General features: G+C 68.5%; 20 protein-coding genes. 8 read left to right on the plus strand and 12 right to left on the minus strand.

What is annotated here, in order from left to right:
* Positions 1-3: 3 nt before the first annotated feature.
* From DKG75_RS15195 to DKG75_RS15220, 6 genes are all read right to left on the minus strand, one after another.
* Entirely contained in the window at positions 4-201 is a 198-nt protein-coding gene (locus tag DKG75_RS15195) for an addiction module antidote protein (protein ID WP_109921979.1), read from the minus strand.
* Complete coding sequence (locus DKG75_RS15200) at positions 198-500, minus strand: BrnA antitoxin family protein (RefSeq protein ID WP_109921980.1); 303 nt, start codon at positions 498-500, stop codon at positions 198-200. Before DKG75_RS15200 ends, DKG75_RS15195 begins: the two co-directional genes overlap by 4 nt.
* Positions 472-768 carry a BrnT family toxin gene (locus DKG75_RS15205; protein WP_109922320.1) on the minus strand — a complete coding sequence of 99 codons (297 nt, stop codon included), beginning with the start codon at positions 766-768 and terminating at the stop codon, positions 472-474. The genes DKG75_RS15200 and DKG75_RS15205 overlap by 29 nt, the downstream gene beginning before the upstream one ends.
* A gap of 266 nt (positions 769-1,034) precedes the next feature.
* Entirely contained in the window at positions 1,035-1,784 is a 750-nt protein-coding gene (fliP, locus tag DKG75_RS15210; RefSeq protein WP_109921981.1) for a flagellar type III secretion system pore protein FliP, read from the minus strand.
* The gene (locus DKG75_RS15215) at positions 1,781-2,083 is read right to left on the minus strand and encodes a flagellar biosynthetic protein FliO (protein ID WP_109921982.1); all 303 of its coding nucleotides are present in this window, start codon (positions 2,081-2,083) and stop codon (positions 1,781-1,783) included. The genes fliP and DKG75_RS15215 overlap by 4 nt, the downstream gene beginning before the upstream one ends.
* Positions 2,083-2,418: an EscU/YscU/HrcU family type III secretion system export apparatus switch protein gene (locus DKG75_RS15220; RefSeq protein WP_109921983.1), complete on the minus strand. Its 336-nt coding sequence runs from the start codon at positions 2,416-2,418 to the stop codon at positions 2,083-2,085. Before DKG75_RS15220 ends, DKG75_RS15215 begins: the two co-directional genes overlap by 1 nt.
* A gap of 128 nt (positions 2,419-2,546) precedes the next feature.
* Between DKG75_RS15220 and flgB the strand changes: the two genes are divergently transcribed.
* The 8 genes from flgB (at position 2,547) to recA (ending at position 9,580) form a co-directional block, all read left to right on the plus strand.
* Entirely contained in the window at positions 2,547-2,996 is a 450-nt protein-coding gene (gene flgB, locus DKG75_RS15225) for a flagellar basal body rod protein FlgB (protein WP_109921984.1), read from the plus strand.
* 14 nt (positions 2,997-3,010) lie between these two features.
* Positions 3,011-3,433 (plus strand): flagellar basal body rod protein FlgC, encoded by a 423-nt coding sequence (flgC, locus tag DKG75_RS15230; protein WP_109921985.1) that lies wholly within the window; start codon positions 3,011-3,013, stop codon positions 3,431-3,433.
* Between the two features lie 18 nt (positions 3,434-3,451).
* A complete protein-coding gene (gene fliE / locus DKG75_RS15235) occupies positions 3,452-3,790 on the plus strand; it encodes a flagellar hook-basal body complex protein FliE (protein WP_109921986.1) in 339 nt (112 codons plus the stop codon).
* 16 nt (positions 3,791-3,806) lie between these two features.
* Positions 3,807-4,106: a flagellar biosynthesis protein FliQ gene (gene fliQ, locus DKG75_RS15240; protein WP_109921987.1), complete on the plus strand. Its 300-nt coding sequence runs from the start codon at positions 3,807-3,809 to the stop codon at positions 4,104-4,106.
* 9 nt (positions 4,107-4,115) lie between these two features.
* Positions 4,116-4,871: a flagellar biosynthetic protein FliR gene (gene fliR / locus DKG75_RS15245; protein ID WP_109921988.1), complete on the plus strand. Its 756-nt coding sequence runs from the start codon at positions 4,116-4,118 to the stop codon at positions 4,869-4,871.
* Positions 4,872-4,881: 10 nt separating this feature from the next.
* Positions 4,882-5,961: a flagellar biosynthesis protein FlhB gene (flhB, locus tag DKG75_RS15250; RefSeq protein WP_109921989.1), complete on the plus strand. Its 1,080-nt coding sequence runs from the start codon at positions 4,882-4,884 to the stop codon at positions 5,959-5,961.
* A gap of 18 nt (positions 5,962-5,979) precedes the next feature.
* Positions 5,980-8,364 carry a hybrid sensor histidine kinase/response regulator gene (locus DKG75_RS15255; protein ID WP_109921990.1) on the plus strand — a complete coding sequence of 795 codons (2,385 nt, stop codon included), beginning with the start codon at positions 5,980-5,982 and terminating at the stop codon, positions 8,362-8,364.
* A gap of 133 nt (positions 8,365-8,497) precedes the next feature.
* The gene (gene recA, locus DKG75_RS15260; protein WP_109921991.1) at positions 8,498-9,580 is read left to right on the plus strand and encodes a recombinase RecA; all 1,083 of its coding nucleotides are present in this window, start codon (positions 8,498-8,500) and stop codon (positions 9,578-9,580) included.
* A 93-nt stretch (positions 9,581-9,673) separates the two neighbouring features.
* Here the strand turns inward: recA and DKG75_RS15265 are convergent, their stop codons facing one another.
* The 6 genes from DKG75_RS15265 to DKG75_RS23795 form a co-directional block, all read right to left on the minus strand.
* A complete protein-coding gene (locus DKG75_RS15265; protein ID WP_109921992.1) occupies positions 9,674-11,173 on the minus strand; it encodes an aldehyde dehydrogenase in 1,500 nt (499 codons plus the stop codon).
* A 113-nt stretch (positions 11,174-11,286) separates the two neighbouring features.
* Positions 11,287-11,454: a 50S ribosomal protein L33 gene (rpmG, locus tag DKG75_RS15270; RefSeq protein WP_109921993.1), complete on the minus strand. Its 168-nt coding sequence runs from the start codon at positions 11,452-11,454 to the stop codon at positions 11,287-11,289.
* Positions 11,455-11,532: 78 nt separating this feature from the next.
* The gene (locus DKG75_RS15275; protein ID WP_109921994.1) at positions 11,533-12,699 is read right to left on the minus strand and encodes an MFS transporter; all 1,167 of its coding nucleotides are present in this window, start codon (positions 12,697-12,699) and stop codon (positions 11,533-11,535) included.
* Positions 12,696-13,232: an NUDIX hydrolase gene (locus DKG75_RS15280; protein ID WP_109921995.1), complete on the minus strand. Its 537-nt coding sequence runs from the start codon at positions 13,230-13,232 to the stop codon at positions 12,696-12,698. The genes DKG75_RS15275 and DKG75_RS15280 overlap by 4 nt, the downstream gene beginning before the upstream one ends.
* Positions 13,216-13,944: an NUDIX hydrolase gene (locus tag DKG75_RS15285; protein ID WP_208112092.1), complete on the minus strand. Its 729-nt coding sequence runs from the start codon at positions 13,942-13,944 to the stop codon at positions 13,216-13,218. The genes DKG75_RS15280 and DKG75_RS15285 overlap by 17 nt, the downstream gene beginning before the upstream one ends.
* A gap of 158 nt (positions 13,945-14,102) precedes the next feature.
* Positions 14,103-15,617 carry a D-alanyl-D-alanine carboxypeptidase family protein gene (locus DKG75_RS23795; RefSeq protein WP_166646505.1) on the minus strand — a complete coding sequence of 505 codons (1,515 nt, stop codon included), beginning with the start codon at positions 15,615-15,617 and terminating at the stop codon, positions 14,103-14,105.
* Positions 15,618-15,749: the final 132 nt, after the last annotated feature.

Genomic DNA, 15,749 nt, shown 5'->3' on the forward strand with positions numbered 1-15,749 from the left:
CGCTTAGAGTTTGTCCGGGGTTACGCCCATGTCTCGGTCAAGCTGCGCCATATTGCGGGCGCGGGCGATGGTGCCGAGGGCGGCCGCGATCAGCGTGGGGTCCCCTTCTTCCACGCAGGCTTCGAGGTAAGCCGCGATGTCCTCTTCGGTTTCAAGGTAGTCGGCGGTGTCGTAACGGCTCCAGGTCTCTTCCCCGGTCATGACTCATCCTCGACCAGCTTTTCCAGCGCGGCGTTGATCCGGCTTTGCCAGCCGGGACCACCGGCCCTGAAATGCGACAGCACGGCGGTTGAGACCCGCAGGCTGATGCGTTCCTTTGTCGGCGCCTTCTGCGGCCCCCGGCCGCGCTTCCGGGCCGCCGCGATGCCCACCTGCAATTCAGCCTCGGTCGCCGGGCGCTCGTCCTCGTCCTCGCCGTCCCAGACGAAATCGCCCCCCGGCGGCGGCTCTCCAGCGGCTGCCAGCACATCTTCACGAGTCTTCTTGCGCGAGCCAGTCATGGTAAGCCCTCCTCTCTTCGGCGCTGGCGGCGCGAAAGCTGATGATGCGCGCCGCTTCCTCGCCGGGGATGTGAACGAGCGTCAGCACGCGCAGCCGCTCGAAGGCATAGGCGATGGACTGGACACGCTCCTCGCCATTGCGGGTGATGGTAATGTCCAGCCGGAAATCGCTTTCGAGCACCCACGCCGCATCGGCAAAGTCGAGGCCATGCTTGGCGAGATTCTTCGCTCGCTTGGCTTCATCCCATGTCAGGCGCGGGGTGCTCATGGGGTAGATTGTGCCCACAAATTGCTGAGCGCTCAACATTATTGTATGTACAAAATAATCCGGCGCTGCGGCTATACCGCTTTGCGCCCTGCTCCGGTTCGGGGTGAGAGCCGCTTCGAGGATCGCGGTGCTGAAAGCGCCGCAGGCTTGCCTGTTCGGCGCTTTTGCCGTTCCCATGGTCGGGAGCAGCGGGGGGGGGGGCCAGTTTCACCGAGGAATTGCGCCGCCGCCTGATCGCCGGCGAACTGGCCCAGGCCGATTGAGTATCAGCTGCCGTAGCTCTGCACGAGGCTGGCCACCGTCAGGTTCCAGCCGTCGACCAGGACGAAGAAGATCAGCTTGAACGGCAGCGAGATGATCACCGGCGGCAGCATCATCATGCCCATGCCCATCAGGATCGAGGCGACCACCATGTCGATCACCAGGAAGGGCACGAACAGCAGGAAGCCGATCTCGAAGGCGCGGCGCAGTTCCGAGATCATGAAGGCCGGCACCAGGGTGGTCAGGGGTACTGCTTCCGGCGTTTCCGGGCGCGGCCCGTCCGCCATGTCGATGAAGAGGGCGAGGTCGTTCTCGCGCGTGTGGCGCAGCATGAAGGTCCGGAACGGCGCGGCGGTCGCGTCGAAGGCGGCGCGCTCGTCCAGCTGGCCCTGGATGTAGGGATTGATGCCGTCGGTCCAGGCCCGGTCGAAGGTCGGCGCCATGATGAAGGCGGTCAGGAACAGGGCGAGCCCGATCAGAATGGTGTTCGGCGGCGTCTGCTGCGCGCCGATCGCCGTCCGCAGCAGCGACAATACGATCACCAGCCGCCCGAAACAGGTGACGACCACCAGCAGCGACGGCGCCAGGGTGAGCACGGTGACAAGCACGATCATCTGCACGATGGTCGTGGTCATGCCGCCCTCGGCCCCGAAATCGAGGCTGATCGACTGGGCGGCGGCGATGCCGGTGCCCAGCGCCAGCACGCATGCGGCAAGACAGGCGGCAAGGCCGAGGCGGGGCAGGGGGCGGGTCATGCGTCGGCCTGTTCTGTTTCTGTCGCGGGCGGGGCGGCGGGCGGGGCGGCGGCGTCGATGCCCGGCTCGACGACGATGTCGCCGGACGGGCTGAGCAGCAGGAGATGTTCCCGCCCGTCCCGGCGGACGAGGACGAGGCGGCGCCGGGGATCGAGGGCCAGGGTCTCGCTGACCGCAAGGCGCTTGCCCTGGCGTTGCAGGCCGGCGCCGCCGAACCGGCGCAGCACCGCCCCGAACACCAGGATCAGCAGGATGACGAGGCCGAGGGCAAAGGCCGCGCGCAGCAGGTCGGGCCACATCAGCGCGTGCCCTCGTCGGGGTTCGGCGCCTTATGCGCCTCGCGCAGGCGGTTGTTGGCGAGATAGACCTGGGCCAGGATTTCGGCCACCGCGGCGAAGGCTTCGAGCGGGATGGCCTCGTCGAGATCGACCCGTTCCAGGATCTCGACCAGATCGGCGTCCTCGCGCACCTTGACGCCATGGGCAAGGGCCAGTTCCACGATCCGTTCCGCCACCTCGCCGCCGCCCCGCGCCACCACGCGCGGCGCCTTGTCCGCGCCCCTTGTATAGTTCAGGGCGACGGCCTTGGCCCGGCGCGGGGGAGGGGAAGGGCGGGGAGAATCCGGGTCGGTCATGGCGCGATTGTCGCCCAACAGGGTTAACGAAGACTTTTGCAACGATCTAACGCTGGCGTTTACCGCCTGTTAAGCGCAATGGTTACAGCATGCGACAGGACGCGAGCGAGGCAAAGGCGTAAGTCCCGATGGATCTGGACCGCATTCCGCTGATCGGCATGCTGGTGCGCAGGATGGAATTCCTGGGCGCCCGCCAGCGCGTCATCGCGCAGAATGTCGCCAATGCGGATACCCCCGGCTACAAGCCGCGCGACGTGACCGAGGACAGTTTCGCCCGCCATGTCGCGCGCGAGATGGGGCCCGGCCAGTCGTCCTCGGCCCCCTCGTCGCCTTCCGCCTTGCAGGCGACCAATGCCGCCCATCTGTCCGGCACCCTGGCCGAGCGGGGCGCGGCAACGCGCCGTTCCGAACGGCAGGACGATTACGAGACCTCGCCTTCGGGCAATGCGGTCGTCCTCGAGGAGGAAATGGCCCGCCTTGCCGACAACCAGATGAATTACGACACGATCACCGGCATCTACCGCAAGCAGGTGCAGATGCTGAAGACCGCGCTGCGCGGTCCCGGCAGTTCCGCCTGAAGGGGGAGAAGGCCATGGCCATCGACGATCTGGGCAAGACCCTGCTGATTTCCGCCAGCGGCATGCGGGCGCAGAGTGTCCGCATGCGCGTGATCGCGGAAAATCTCGCCAATGCCGATACTGTCGGCCTGAAGCCGGGGGACGAGCCCTACCGCCGCAAGGTCGTCACCTTCGCCGACGAATTGGACCGCGCCACCGGCGCCGAGACCGTGCGGGTGAAGTCGGTCGGCCGCGACCAGTCCGAATTCGGCAGCCGCTTCGATCCCGGCCATCCGGCGGCGGATCCCGCGGGCTATGTGCGCACGCCGAACGTCAACATGCTGGTCGAAGTGAACGACATGCGCCAGGCCCAGCGCACCTATGAAGCCAATCTGAACGTCGTCGATTCGGCGCGCAGCATGATGATGCGCACCATCGACCTGCTGCGGTCGTCGTAAGGCCGGAGGGGAGCCGCCATGGACCCGATCACCAGTCGCGCGCTCGGCGCCTATAACGACGCGCTTCGCCGCGGCGCCGGTGCCGGCACCGGCGGCATCGCCGGCGGCGGTGCGTCGCCCGCCGCGGCCGGCGGCCCGGACGCCAGCTTCAGCGCCGTGCTCGGCCGGGCGATGGACGATGCGGTCGCCACCTCGGTCAAGGCGGATCAGGTTTCCCTGTCGGCGGCGGCGGGCAAGGCCAATGTCACCGATGTCGTCACCGCCCTGACCAATGCCGAGGTGACCTTGCAGGCGGTGGTCGCGGTGCGCGACAAGGTGGTTTCCGCCTATCAGGAAATCATGCGCATGCCGATCTGACCGGCGGCGCTGTGCCATGACCGGCGGCGAAGCCCTGGATGTCGCGCGTGAGGCGCTGCTGGCTATTCTGATCACCTCCGCCCCGGTGATGGTGGTGGCGCTGGTCATCGGCCTCGGCATTTCCCTGCTCCAGGCCCTGACCCAGATCCAGGAGGCGACCCTCAGCTTCGTGCCGAAGATCCTGGCGATCTTCGCCGTCCTCCTGCTGGCCCTGCCGTTCATGGGCGCCCAGCTCGGGCAATTGACCCAGCAGGTGATGTCCCGCATCGGCGACGGCGACCGCCGGGTGGAAACCATCGTCCCCGGCGGCGGCTAGGCCCGGGCCATGCTGGACCAGATGCTGCCGGCGGCGCTGTTCTCGCTCGCCCTCGTCTTCGCCCGGATCGGGGCCATGGTCATGGTCCTGCCGGTGTTCGGCGAACAATATGTCCAGGTCCGGCTCCGCCTCGTGCTCGCGATCCTGCTCACCCTGATCATCGCGCCGCGCGCCGGCGCGCTGCCGGTGCTGCCGGCCGAGCCGGCCCGGCTGATCCCGCTGATCGGCGGCGAGATCCTGCTCGGCCTGGCCATCGCCGGGATCGCCCGGCTGACGGTCACCGCCCTTCATGTCGCCGGCACCCTGGTTGCCGTGCAGTCGGGCCTGGCGGCGGCGCAGAACCTCGATCCGACCCAGGGCACCCAATCGGCGGTGTCGTCCAATTTCATCGTCATGCTGGGGACGACGGTGATCGTGCTGACCGATCTCCACCATCTGCTGATTTCCGCCCTGGTCGAAAGCTATCGGCTGTTTCCGGTCCAGGGCGTGGTGCCGGTGGGCGATCTCGCCCGCCTGGCCACCGGGGTGGTGGCGGATACCTTCAAGCTCGGCGTGCAGATGGCGGCGCCCTTCCTGGCCTTCGGCATCGTCTTCAACGTGCTGCTCGGCCTGATGAACCGGCTGATGCCGGTGATGCAGGTCTTCTTCATCGCGATGCCGCTGCAACTGCCGCTCGCCTTCCTGCTCTTCGCGCTCTCGGTCGGCATGATGATCGCGGTTTTCCTCGATCATTTCGTGGCCGCCCTCGGCCCCTTGATACCCTGAGGCGGCGGGCATGGCCGAAGACCAGGACGACTCCTCGAAAACGGAAGAACCGTCCGCGAAACGCCTCCAAGACGCGGAAAAGCGCGGCGACCTGCTCAAAAGTGCCGAAATCGGCCATTGGTTCGGCCTTGCCGCCGGGCTCGGCGCCATCGTCATCATCGCGACGGTGACCGGGCCGCGCATCGGCCGGCGGCTGGCCGGCTTCCTCGACCACAGTCATGCCATTCCCCTCGACGGCAAGGGCGGCGTCGCCGTCCTGGCCGAGGTCGGGGGCGATCTCATCGTCGGCCTGGGCCTGCCGCTGCTGCTGCTCGTGGTCGCCGCCATCGCCGGCCACGCGGTCCAGCACAAGATCATCTTCTCGGCCGAGAAGATGAAGCCCGATCTGGCCAAGCTCTCGCCCATCAAGGGCCTGGGGCGGATCTTCTCGCGCCAGGGGCTGATGGAATTCGCCAAGGGCATCGCCAAGATCACGGCGGTGGGGGCGGGGGCGACCATCGCCGCCATGCCGACCTTCGACGTGCTGGTGACGACGCCCCACTATGAACTGACCGAGCTTTCGGGCCTGATCCTGCGCTCCGTGATCCGCCTGTTCGGCGGCGCGCTGGTCGTGCTCGCGGTCATCGCCGGGGCCGACTACCTGTTCCAGCGCTTCGAGCGCCTGCGCCGCCTGCGCATGACCAAGCAGGAGGTGAAGGACGAGCACAAGCAGTCGGAAGGCGACCCCGAGATCAAGGGCCGCCAGCGCCAGATGGCGCGGGCCCGCATGCGGCGGCGCATGATGGCCCAGGTGCCGACCGCCGACGTGGTGGTCACCAACCCGACCCATTTCGCCGTCGCGCTGAAATACGACTCGGAGACCATGGGCGCGCCCCGGGTGGTGGCCAAGGGTGTCGATTCGCTGGCCGCCCGCATCCGCAAGGCGGCGGAGGACGCCTCGGTCCCCCTGGTCGAGAACCCGCCGCTCGCCCGCGCGCTCTATGCCGCGGTCGAGGTCGACGACGAAGTGCCGCCCGAACATTACAAAGCCGTGGCGGAAGTGATCGGATTCGTGCTGCGGCGGCGGGGAACGCTTCCCAAGCGGGCCTAGCTTTCGTAATCAATAGGGATGCCCGACCGCCATCTCGACAAACTTGCCGTGAAGCAGAAGCCAGGCCGCTCCTTCATGCCTTTCCTGCGCGGCACGCTGGCGGGGGCGGGCGGCGCCCTGATCGGCGTCGGCATCGCCACCGGCGACGTCCTTTACGGCATCGTCGGGGGGGTGGCGGTGGCGATCCCGATGATGGCGATCACGCTTCGCAATTCGCTGACGGCGCGGCGCCGGCGCCAGTCGGTCGAGGCCATGATCGAAGAGATCGGCCCGGCCATGGAATTGTCGGCGGTGGCGCGGGCGGTGATCGGGCCCGAGGGCATCGTCATCCAGCACAATATGCCCTGGGCCGCCATGGGGCTGCCGCGGGACACCGTGCCCGAGCCCTGGGTCGAGGCGGTGGAGCGCGGCCAGGAGCGCCGCTTCGCCCTGGTGCCCAGCGGCCGCCAGATCGAGGTGGTGGGGCGGGGCCTCGGCACCCTGGCCCATTACTACCTGCTGACGGTCCGCGACGTGATCGAGGCGCCGAGCATCGATCCCGGCATTTTCGAGCATGCCGACCTCGGCTGGTTCGAGATGGACCCGCGCGGCGCGGTCACGGCGATCAATGCGACGCTGGCCAATTGGCTCGGCCGCCCGATCGAGGATATCTATGCCGGCGGCCTGTCGATCTACGAAATCTTCCGGCCCGCGGCCCATGCCGATGTCGGCGACGACCGCTACCGCGCCGATCTCCTGCCGGTCGACGACGAGAGTTTCCCGGTCGAAGTGGTGTTGCAGGGCGGCGCCGGCGGCACGGCGCCGCGCGGCGGCCTGATCATCGATCTCCGCGAGATCGTGCGCTCGGTCGAGGCCCTGGCCGAATCGGCGGAGCGCTTCGGCCGCTTCATCGACGATGCCCCGGTCGGCATCGCCGCGCTGACCGCCGAGGGCCGGGTCGAGGAAGCCAACCCGGTCTTCGCCGAAATGGTCGCCGGCCGGCCCGAGCCCGAGGAAGTGCTGGGCCAGGACCTGCGCCAGATGATCGACTGGCCGCCCGACGACGACCGCGCCGGCGCCGATTTCGCCCAGGTCCTGGCCGGGGCCGACGGGGCCAGCGCCGAATTGCGCTTCAAGGCGACCCCCAGCCTGACGCTCCGCCTGTTCGCGACCCGCGCCAGCCGGGTCCACATCGGCGGCGAGCGCACCACCACCCGCATCGTCTATATGCTCGACGTCTCCGCCCAGAAGGCGCTGGAGGAACAATTTGTCCAGTCCCAGAAGATGCAGGCCGTGGGCCAGCTCGCCGGCGGCATCGCCCATGATTTCAACAACCTGCTGACCGCCATCATCGGCTTCTGCGACCTGCTGCTCACCCGCCACGGGCCGGGGGACGATTCCTTCCCCGACGTCATGCAGATCAAGCAGAACGCCAATCGCGCCGCCAACCTGGTCCGCCAGCTGCTCGCCTTCTCGCGCCGGCAGACGCTGCGGCCCAAGATCATCGACATCCGCGATACGCTGAACGACCTCTCCACATTGCTGCGGCGCCTGATCGGCGCCAATATCCGCCTCGATCTCCAGCATGCCCCCGATCTCGGCCTCGTCCGCGTCGACCCCAGCCAGTTCGACCAGGTGATCATCAACCTCGTCGTCAATGCCCGCGACGCCATGGCCGAGGGCGGCCGCATCACCATCAAGACCCGCAACCTGTCGCGCCGCGAATTGCGCCGCCATCCGGCCCTGCAGCTGCCGCCCGGCGACTATGTGATGATCGAGGTCGCGGACAGCGGCCACGGCATTCCCCGCGACGTCCTGCCCAAGATCTTCGAGCCCTTCTTCACCACCAAGGAAGTGGGGGCGGGCACCGGCCTCGGCCTTTCCACCGTCTATGGCATCGTGAAGCAGACCGGCGGCTCGATCACCGTCGACAGCGAGCCGGGCCAGGGCACCACCTTCCGCATCGCCCTGCCGCGCCATGTCGGCGGCGCCGAGGCGGATACGGAGGCGGCGGCCGAGGCACCCGAAAAGCCCGAGACCGCGGCCGCCCCCGGCAATGAAACCGTGCTCATCGTCGAGGACGAGGATGCGGTGCGCAATTTCTCGGTCCGGGCCCTGCGCCGCCAGGGCTATCAGGTGCTCGAAGCCCCGACCGGCGAGGAGGCGCTCGAGATCATCGAAAGCGGCGCGGCGCGAATCGAGCTGCTGATCTCCGACGTGGTGATGCCGACCATGGACGGGCCCTCGCTGGCGCGCCGCGCCCAGGAATTGCTGCCCGACCTCAAGGTGATCCTGATTTCCGGCTATGCCGAGGAACAGTTCCGCAAGAGCCTGGACCCCGGCCTCGCCTTCACCTTCCTGGCCAAGCCCTTCAGCCTGAAGCAGCTGGGCGCCCTGGTGCGCGAGGTGCTGGACGGCAAATAGGGTGAAACGAGAACAAAACAGGATTGCGGGCGGGAACAAATAAGGTACATTGAGGGCCAAGGGAAAACCGCTCGGGGCCCTGCATTGGCGGGTTGAAACGCGCCGGGGGCTTTGGAATAAGGAGGTCCTCTACATGTCGTCGCCAGCCTTGCGCCTCGTCGGATCGGAAAACATGGACAAGCAGAAGGCCCTCGAGGCCGCTCTCGGGCAGATTGAACGCGCCTTCGGCAAGGGCTCGGTGATGAAGCTCGGCGCCCGCGAAAGCGCGGTGGAGGCCGAGGCGGTCTCGACCGGCTCGCTCGGGCTCGACATCGCCCTCGGCATCGGCGGCCTGCCGCGCGGCCGCATCGTCGAGATCTACGGCCCCGAATCCTCGGGCAAGACCACGCTCGCCCTTCAGGTCGTCGCCAATGCCCAGCGCAAGGGCGGCATCTGCGCCTTCGTCGACGCGGAACATGCGCTCGACCCGATCTATGCCCGCAAGCTCGGCGTCGACGTCGACGAATTGCTGATCTCCCAGCCCGACACCGGCGAACAGGCGCTGGAAATCGCCGATACGCTGGTCCGCTCCGGCGCGGTCGAAGTGCTGGTGATCGATTCGGTGGCGGCGCTCACGCCCCGCGCCGAACTCGAGGGCGAGATGGGCGATTCCCATGTCGGCCTCCAGGCCCGCCTGATGTCCCAGGCCCTGCGCAAGCTGACCGGCTCGATCTCCAAGTCGAACTGCATGGTGATCTTCATCAACCAGATCCGCCAGAAGATCGGCGTGATGTTCGGCAATCCGGAAACCACCACCGGCGGCAATGCCCTGAAGTTCTATGCCTCGGTCCGTCTCGACATCCGCCGCATCGGCGCGATCAAGGACAAGGAAGAGGTGGTCGGCAACCAGACCAAGGTGAAGGTGGTCAAGAACAAGATGGCGCCGCCGTTCAAGGAAGCGCTGTTCGATATCATGTATGGCGAAGGCACCTCGAAGACCGGCGAATTGATCGACCTCGGCATCAAGGCCGGCATCGTCGACAAGTCGGGCTCGTGGTTCTCCTACGACAGCCAGCGCATCGGCCAGGGCCGCGAGAACGCCAAGACTTTCCTCGCCAGCCACCCCGAGATGGCGGACGAGATCGAGCGGAAGATCCGCGCCAATGCCGGCATCGTTTCCGCCGCGATGACCGGCAGCCCGGAGGCCGACGCCGAAGGCTCGGCCGAGGACGCGTAAGCGCGTTTCCCTTACCCCACGGGAAGCCGCGTGCCCCGCGTTCCCGTGGCCCCTCGAAGCCCCCTTCCGGTCAGGGAAGGGGGCTTCTCTTTGTCAGCGGATGCTGATCCAGGTCGATTTCAGCTGGGTGTATTTTTCCATGGCGTGAAGCGAGCGGTCGCGGCCGGTGCCCGACTGCTTGACCCCGCCGAAGGGCACGGTGATATCGTCCTCGTCCCAGCCGTTGATCCAGACGAGGCCGGCGCGCAGGGCCCGCGCCGCCTTCAGCGCCTTGTCGATGTCCTTGGTCCAGATCGCGGAGGCGAGGCCGTAGATCGTGCCGTTGCCGATGCGGATCGCCTCGTCCAGCCCGTTGAAGGTGATGGTCGAGAGTACGGGGCCGAAGATTTCTTCCTGGGCGATGCGGGCGGTCGGGCTGACCTTGTCGAAGACCGTCGGCTCGATGTAGTAGCCGCCGCTCTCGATCCGGGCGCGCTTGCCGCCCAGGCGGATCTCGCCGCCGTCCGCGCGCCCGGTCTCGATATAGCCGAGCACCCGTTTCATCTGCTTCTCATCGACGATCGCGCCCATTTTCGTCGCGGGGTCGAGCGGGTTGCCCGGCTGGATGGTGGCGGTGACCCGGGCGAGGCGGTCGAGGAATTCCTCCTTGATCGGCTCCTCGACCAGGAGGCGGGAACCGGCGGTGCAGACTTCGCCCTGATTGAAGAAGATGCCCCAGGCGGCCTTGGTCGCGGCGAGCTCCAGGTCGCCGCAGTCGGCCATCACGATATGCGGCGACTTGCCCCCGCATTCGAGGCTGACCAGCTTCATGTTCGAGCGCCCGGCATATTCGAGGAAATATTTCCCCACCTGGGTCGAACCGGTGAAGGTGACCGCATCGACATCCATATGCAGGCCGAGCGCCGCGCCCGCGGTCTCGCCGAAGCCGGGCACGACATTCAGCACGCCGTCCGGCAGGCCGGCCTCGGCCGCGATCTCGGCCAGGCGCAGCGCGGTCAGGGGCGATTGCTCGGCCGGCTTCAGCACCACCGAATTGCCGGTGGCAAGCGCCGGGCCCAGCTTCCAGCAGGCCATCAGCAGGGGGAAGTTCCACGGCACCACGGCGGCGACCACGCCCACCGGTTCCCGCGTCACCAGGCCGAGGGCATTGTGGGCGGTCGGGGCGATCTCGTCGTAAACCTTGTCGATCGCCTCGGCATACCATTGGATCGTATTGGCGGCGGCGGGCACGTCCACCGCCAGGGAATCGCTGATCGGCTTGCCCATGTCGAGGGTTTCGAGCAGGGCCAGTTCGTCGGCATGCTTGCGCATGAGGTCGGCGAAGCGCAGCAGGATCTTCTTCCGCCCGCGCGGCGCCATGCGCGACCAGGAACCGCTGTCGAACGCCTTGCGGGCGGCGGCGACGGCATGGTCGACATCCTCGGCCTCGCAGGCGGAAACCTGGGTCAGCAGGCGGCCGTCGGCCGGCGAGAGGCGGGAGAAGGTCTTGCCCGAAAGGGCGGGCACGAAGCGGCCGCCGACGAAGGCGAGATGGCGGAACGACAGCGCGCCGGCACGCGCTTCCCATTGTTCGAGCGTCAGGGCGGCAGCCATCGATTCCTCCAGCGCAGAAACGGCAATGGCGGCACCTTACGGGCCGCCATTGGCGTGAACAAGCGGGGGCGTGAACAAGCGGGGGAGCCGCAGATCAGAGCCGCGGCAGCGCCTTACTTGATCTTGGTTTCCTTGAACTCGACATGCTTGCGCACGATCGGGTCGTATTTCTTCAGGGACAGCTTCTCGGTCTTGGTCCGCGGATTCTTCTTGGTCACGTAGAAGTAACCGGTCTCGGCGGTGCTGAGGAGCTTGATCTTCAGCGTATTCGGCTTTGCCATGACAGACTCCAGCAGGCGCGGTTCTCTCGTAGCGCCTCGAAAAAATGAACCGCGAACATACTCGGGCCGGCGCTCTTGTCAAGATTTACGGCAGAGATCGCGCAAGGCATAAAGCGCGAAGGCGCAACACGACAGGCCCAGGGCGAAAGGCAGGCCCAGGCGGCCGGCAAGATCGAGCGCGGCGCCCCCGACCGGCGGCCCGACCAGGGCGCCGAGACCGTAGAAGATGACGAAGGCGGCATTGGCCGTGGTCAGGTCCGGCCCCGAGAAGCGCTGCCCGAGCAGGGTCAGGCCGACGGTATAGATCCCCATCAAAGCCCCGCCCATGACCACGAGCAGGGGCGCCACGGCCATGGTCCCGATCAGCAGCGGCAGGCCGATCGCGCCGCCGACCCCGACCAGGGCGCAGCCGATCAGCATGCGATGGCGCCCGACCCGGTCGGAGGCCCAGCCGATCGGGATCTGCAGCAGGATATTGCCGAGGCCGAGCCAGATCATCAGCCGGGCGGCGCCAAGCTCGGTCAGGCCGCCCTGCACGCCCCAGACCGGCAGCAGCGACAGCATGCCCGACTCGATGGCGCCCGCCAGCAGGGCGGCCAGCACCGGCGTCGGCGCCGAGCGAGCGATGCCGGCAAGGCTGGCGCTGCCATGGGTATCGAAGGGCGGCAGGTGGCGCCGCGCCAGATTGACCGGCAGCATGCCGGCCGCGGTCGCCAGGGCCACGGTGGCGAAGGGGGCGATGCCCTCGATCCCGGTGACCTGCACCACCACCGGGCCGATGGTATGGCCGACGGCCATGGCGGTCGCATAGATGCCCATGATCCGGCCGCGGTGGCTGTTGCCGGCAAGATGGCCGATCCAGGCTTCCGAGGTGATGAAGAGGCCGGTGATCGCCACATTCATCAGGAAGCGCAGCACGAACCACGCGGCCAGCGAGGGCAGCAGGGGAAAGGCGATCAGGGTCGTGGCCGCCAGCAGCAGGCAACCCTGGATGAAGGGCATGACGCCGAAGCGGCGGATCAGGCGCGGCACCAGGGGCGCGCTGGCCAGGGTGGCGGCCCCGGTCATGGCGGCATTGGCGCCGATCAGCCAGCCTTCCACCCCTTGCGCCTCGAGCAGCAGGGCGAGCAGGGGCAGGGTCAGGCTGTAGGTCATGCCGACCGTGGTGATGCAGACGATGATGCCCCCGATGCTGAGCGCGACCCGCCCGTCGAGCCGGCCGTGCCGGTCGATGACGGCGCTCATCGCCGGACGATCAGGGCGCGGCCCCGCCGGTAGGTCAGGGTCAGCACCCCGTCCGGGCCGCCGCGGTCCCGGGCGATGGCCTCGTCCAGCATCAATTCGGTTACATCCATCAGGGGCAGGCGCCGGGCCTCGCCCAGGGGCAGCCAAAGCAGGTCGGTGAATTCGCCGTTGGTCACCAGGGGCGCGGCGCGGCAGGCCGGATCGGCCCGGGTGATGAAGAAGCGGGCGTCGAAACGGATCGGGCTTTCGCTCGGCGTGATCGCCCGGCCGAGGGGGGCGAGCCGGGCGGGATCGACCGCCAGGCCGGTTTCCTCGGCGGTTTCGCGGACGGCGGCGGCACGGAAGCGGTCGCCGCCGGCGCGCAGGTCCGCGGCATCGACCCGGCCGCCGGGAAAGACCCAGGCATCGGGGGCGAAGCGGCTGCGGCTGGGCCGGCGGCCCATCAGCACGCTGCCCTCGGGGCCGATCAGGATCAGGCTGGCGGCGGGCTTGGCGCGCACCCGCCGGCCGGCCGGCTCAGCCCTCGTCGTCATGGCAGACCGTATGCTGGCCACGGCGGTGGGCGAAGGCGGGAATCCGCCGGTCAAGGCCGGCAAGGCGCCGGCCGATGACGTCGAGCACGACGCCGGTGATGCGCGGCAGGTCCAGTTGCGCCGCCTCGGGCAGGGGCACCCAGGCAACCTCGGTCAATTCGGGCGAGGGGCGGGCCTCGCCCCGGGCGGCACTCGCCGGGGCCAGGAAGAAGCGGGCGTGAAAACGCATCGGCCGATAGGGCGGGGTGATCGCCCGGGCGACATAATCGAGGGCGGCAAGGTCCGGCACCAGGCCGGCGGCGGCGAAGGCGGCCAGCGGCCCCCGGTCCAGGCGGCCGGCCCGGGCATCGGGCGCGCCGATCATCAGCCCGGTTTCCTCGAAGGTCTCGCGGATGGCGGCGACGCCGAGGCCATGGGCCCGGCGCGGCGGCGCGGCCCGGCCGAGGGGGGCGGCGACATCGGGGCGCAGCGCGGTCGCCGGCGTATAGAGATCGGCCCGGTCCAGCCGCCCGCCGGGGAACACCCATTGGTTGGGCATGAAGCGGTGCCCCTCGTGGCGCCGGCCCATGAGCAATTCCCAGCCGCTGCCGGCCGGGCGATGGAGGATCAGGGTCGCGGCATCGCGCGGGCGGACGGCACGGCGCAAGCCCTGGCGCTCGCCCGCGGTCGGGGCATTGAAGGGCGGGGCGGCGGGGGGAATATCGGCGGTCATGACATTCGCTGGCAGGGCATTCGCTGGCGGGGCATCGGGCGGCTGTTCGGCCCATGGTGCCCGCCGCCGCGGCCCGGGGAAAGGCCGGCGCATGCATCGCCGCCCTGCCGAGGCGCAGGGCTTAAAGCCTTGACCCCGGTTTCATTCAAGGTTCCAGGTCAGTCCGAACTGCCGGCGCTGGCGGTGACGGTCGCGGTGGACGGCACTTTCAGGGCGATGCAGGAGACCGATTTCTGGCGCAGCTTCAGGCAGGTTTGGCGGGCGTCGTTCTCCGACAGGCCGACGAAACGGGCGCGATAGAGCTTGCCCTTGTCGTCGCTGCCCTGGTGCACCGCCCTCTGGGCGCCGCGCAGGGTGGCGGGCACCAGGCGGGCGGCGCCGTTCAGATGCTCCATGGCCGCATCCTGGCGGCGGAAGGCACCGATCTGGATGCCCCAGGACTCGCCCGAGGCTTCGCGGGCATGGGCGGCGGCGGCCTGGGCGTTCAGGGAACCGGCGGTCGCGGCGGGCTTGGCCGGGGCGGGGCGGGGCGGGGCGGCGGCCACGACCGGTGCCGGAGCCGGCGCCGGCGCAGGGGGCGGGGGGGCGGCGCCATAGGTGGCTTCGGCCAGATCCTCTTCGCCGCGGCTGATATCGGCGACCTTGGCATCGAGAGCGGCGGCGGCGACGGCGATATCGGCCGGGGCCGGGCTTGCGGCGGGCGCCGGGGCGGCGGCGACAGCGACGGCGCGCGGCGCGGCAACCGCATTCGGCTGCACCACCGGGGCGCCGGCGACCAGATCCGGCTGGGTCTTCAGGCGCAGCAGGGCGGCGTCCAGATATTGGATCATGCGGTCGTCGCGCGCCCGGGCGGAGGTGCCGCCGAAAATGGCGCCGACCAGATGGTGGCCGTCGCGCTTCACCGAAACCACCAGATTGAAGCCGGAGGCGCGGATATAGCCGGTCTTGATGCCGTTCGTGCCTTCGTAGCGGCCGAGCATGCGGTTGTGATTGGTGATCACCTTGCCGCCATAGCGCCACTGCTGGGTCGAGAACATGGGATAGAGATCCGGATGATCGCGCATCAGCGCGAGGCCGAGCTTCGCCATGTCGAAGGCGGAGGTCACCTGGTCCGGATCGGGCAGGCCGTTCGCATTGCGGAACAGGGTCTCGCCCATGCCCAGTTCGCGGGCGCGGGCGGTCATGCGGGCGGCGAAGGCTTCCTCCGAGCCGGCGATCGCCTCGGCCAGGACGACCGACATGTCGTTGGCCGACAGGGTGATCAGCGACATGATCGCGTTCTTCACCGAAATCTTCTGGCCGGGCTTCAGGCCCAGCTTGGTCGCCGGGCGCGAGGCGGCATTGGCCGAGACGGTCAGCATCTGGTCCAGGGTCAGGCTGCCGGCCTTCACCGCGTCGAAGGTCATATAGATGGTCATCATCTTGGTCAGCGACGCCGGATGGCGCTGCGATCCCGGGTTTTCCGAGAGGATGACCCGCCCGGTCGAACCGTCGAGAATGACCACCGAGGTCGGGGGGGCGGCCTGGGCCGCCGGCGCGGCCAGGGTGGCGGCGCCGAGGACGAGGGCCAGCGCCAGCAGCAACGGCACGGGGGCCCGCACGGGGCCCCGGCCGCCGGTGTTATGCGAATGGCCGGTCAATGCCGACCAGGCCCTTAACAGCGCACCACGCATGGCTCGCCCCTGAATGATGGTGAATGCCCGATTCGACGATACGGTTCGAACGCCACTTTGTCCATGGAATCCGAAGGTTGCGGGCGGCGCTTGAGTCCAGGACTGAGGTTGTGCCGGCAAATTGCCGCGATT

The organism is Zavarzinia compransoris (assembly GCF_003173055.1).
Lineage (GTDB): Bacteria > Pseudomonadota > Alphaproteobacteria > Zavarziniales > Zavarziniaceae > Zavarzinia > Zavarzinia compransoris.

Bases quoted from the DNA above. Each gene is read 5' to 3' on its own strand.
- DKG75_RS15195 (WP_109921979.1), bottom strand. From the start codon at position 201: ATGACCGGGGAAGAGACCTGGAGCCGTTACGACACCGCCGACTACCTT.
- DKG75_RS15200 (WP_109921980.1), bottom strand. From the start codon at position 500: ATGACTGGCTCGCGCAAGAAGACTCGTGAAGATGTGCTGGCAGCCGCT.
- DKG75_RS15205 (WP_109922320.1), bottom strand. From the start codon at position 768: ATGAGCACCCCGCGCCTGACATGGGATGAAGCCAAGCGAGCGAAGAAT.
- fliP (WP_109921981.1), bottom strand. From the start codon at position 1,784: ATGACCCGCCCCCTGCCCCGCCTCGGCCTTGCCGCCTGTCTTGCCGCA.
- DKG75_RS15215 (WP_109921982.1), bottom strand. From the start codon at position 2,083: ATGTGGCCCGACCTGCTGCGCGCGGCCTTTGCCCTCGGCCTCGTCATC.
- DKG75_RS15220 (WP_109921983.1), bottom strand. From the start codon at position 2,418: ATGACCGACCCGGATTCTCCCCGCCCTTCCCCTCCCCCGCGCCGGGCC.
- flgB (WP_109921984.1), top strand. From the start codon at position 2,547: ATGGATCTGGACCGCATTCCGCTGATCGGCATGCTGGTGCGCAGGATG.
- flgC (WP_109921985.1), top strand. From the start codon at position 3,011: ATGGCCATCGACGATCTGGGCAAGACCCTGCTGATTTCCGCCAGCGGC.
- fliE (WP_109921986.1), top strand. From the start codon at position 3,452: ATGGACCCGATCACCAGTCGCGCGCTCGGCGCCTATAACGACGCGCTT.
- fliQ (WP_109921987.1), top strand. From the start codon at position 3,807: ATGACCGGCGGCGAAGCCCTGGATGTCGCGCGTGAGGCGCTGCTGGCT.
- fliR (WP_109921988.1), top strand. From the start codon at position 4,116: ATGCTGGACCAGATGCTGCCGGCGGCGCTGTTCTCGCTCGCCCTCGTC.
- flhB (WP_109921989.1), top strand. From the start codon at position 4,882: ATGGCCGAAGACCAGGACGACTCCTCGAAAACGGAAGAACCGTCCGCG.
- DKG75_RS15255 (WP_109921990.1), top strand. From the start codon at position 5,980: ATGCCCGACCGCCATCTCGACAAACTTGCCGTGAAGCAGAAGCCAGGC.
- recA (WP_109921991.1), top strand. From the start codon at position 8,498: ATGTCGTCGCCAGCCTTGCGCCTCGTCGGATCGGAAAACATGGACAAG.
- DKG75_RS15265 (WP_109921992.1), bottom strand. From the start codon at position 11,173: ATGGCTGCCGCCCTGACGCTCGAACAATGGGAAGCGCGTGCCGGCGCG.
- rpmG (WP_109921993.1), bottom strand. From the start codon at position 11,454: ATGGCAAAGCCGAATACGCTGAAGATCAAGCTCCTCAGCACCGCCGAG.
- DKG75_RS15275 (WP_109921994.1), bottom strand. From the start codon at position 12,699: ATGAGCGCCGTCATCGACCGGCACGGCCGGCTCGACGGGCGGGTCGCG.
- DKG75_RS15280 (WP_109921995.1), bottom strand. From the start codon at position 13,232: ATGACGACGAGGGCTGAGCCGGCCGGCCGGCGGGTGCGCGCCAAGCCC.
- DKG75_RS15285 (WP_208112092.1), bottom strand. From the start codon at position 13,944: ATGACCGCCGATATTCCCCCCGCCGCCCCGCCCTTCAATGCCCCGACC.
- DKG75_RS23795 (WP_166646505.1), bottom strand. From the start codon at position 15,617: ATGCGTGGTGCGCTGTTAAGGGCCTGGTCGGCATTGACCGGCCATTCG.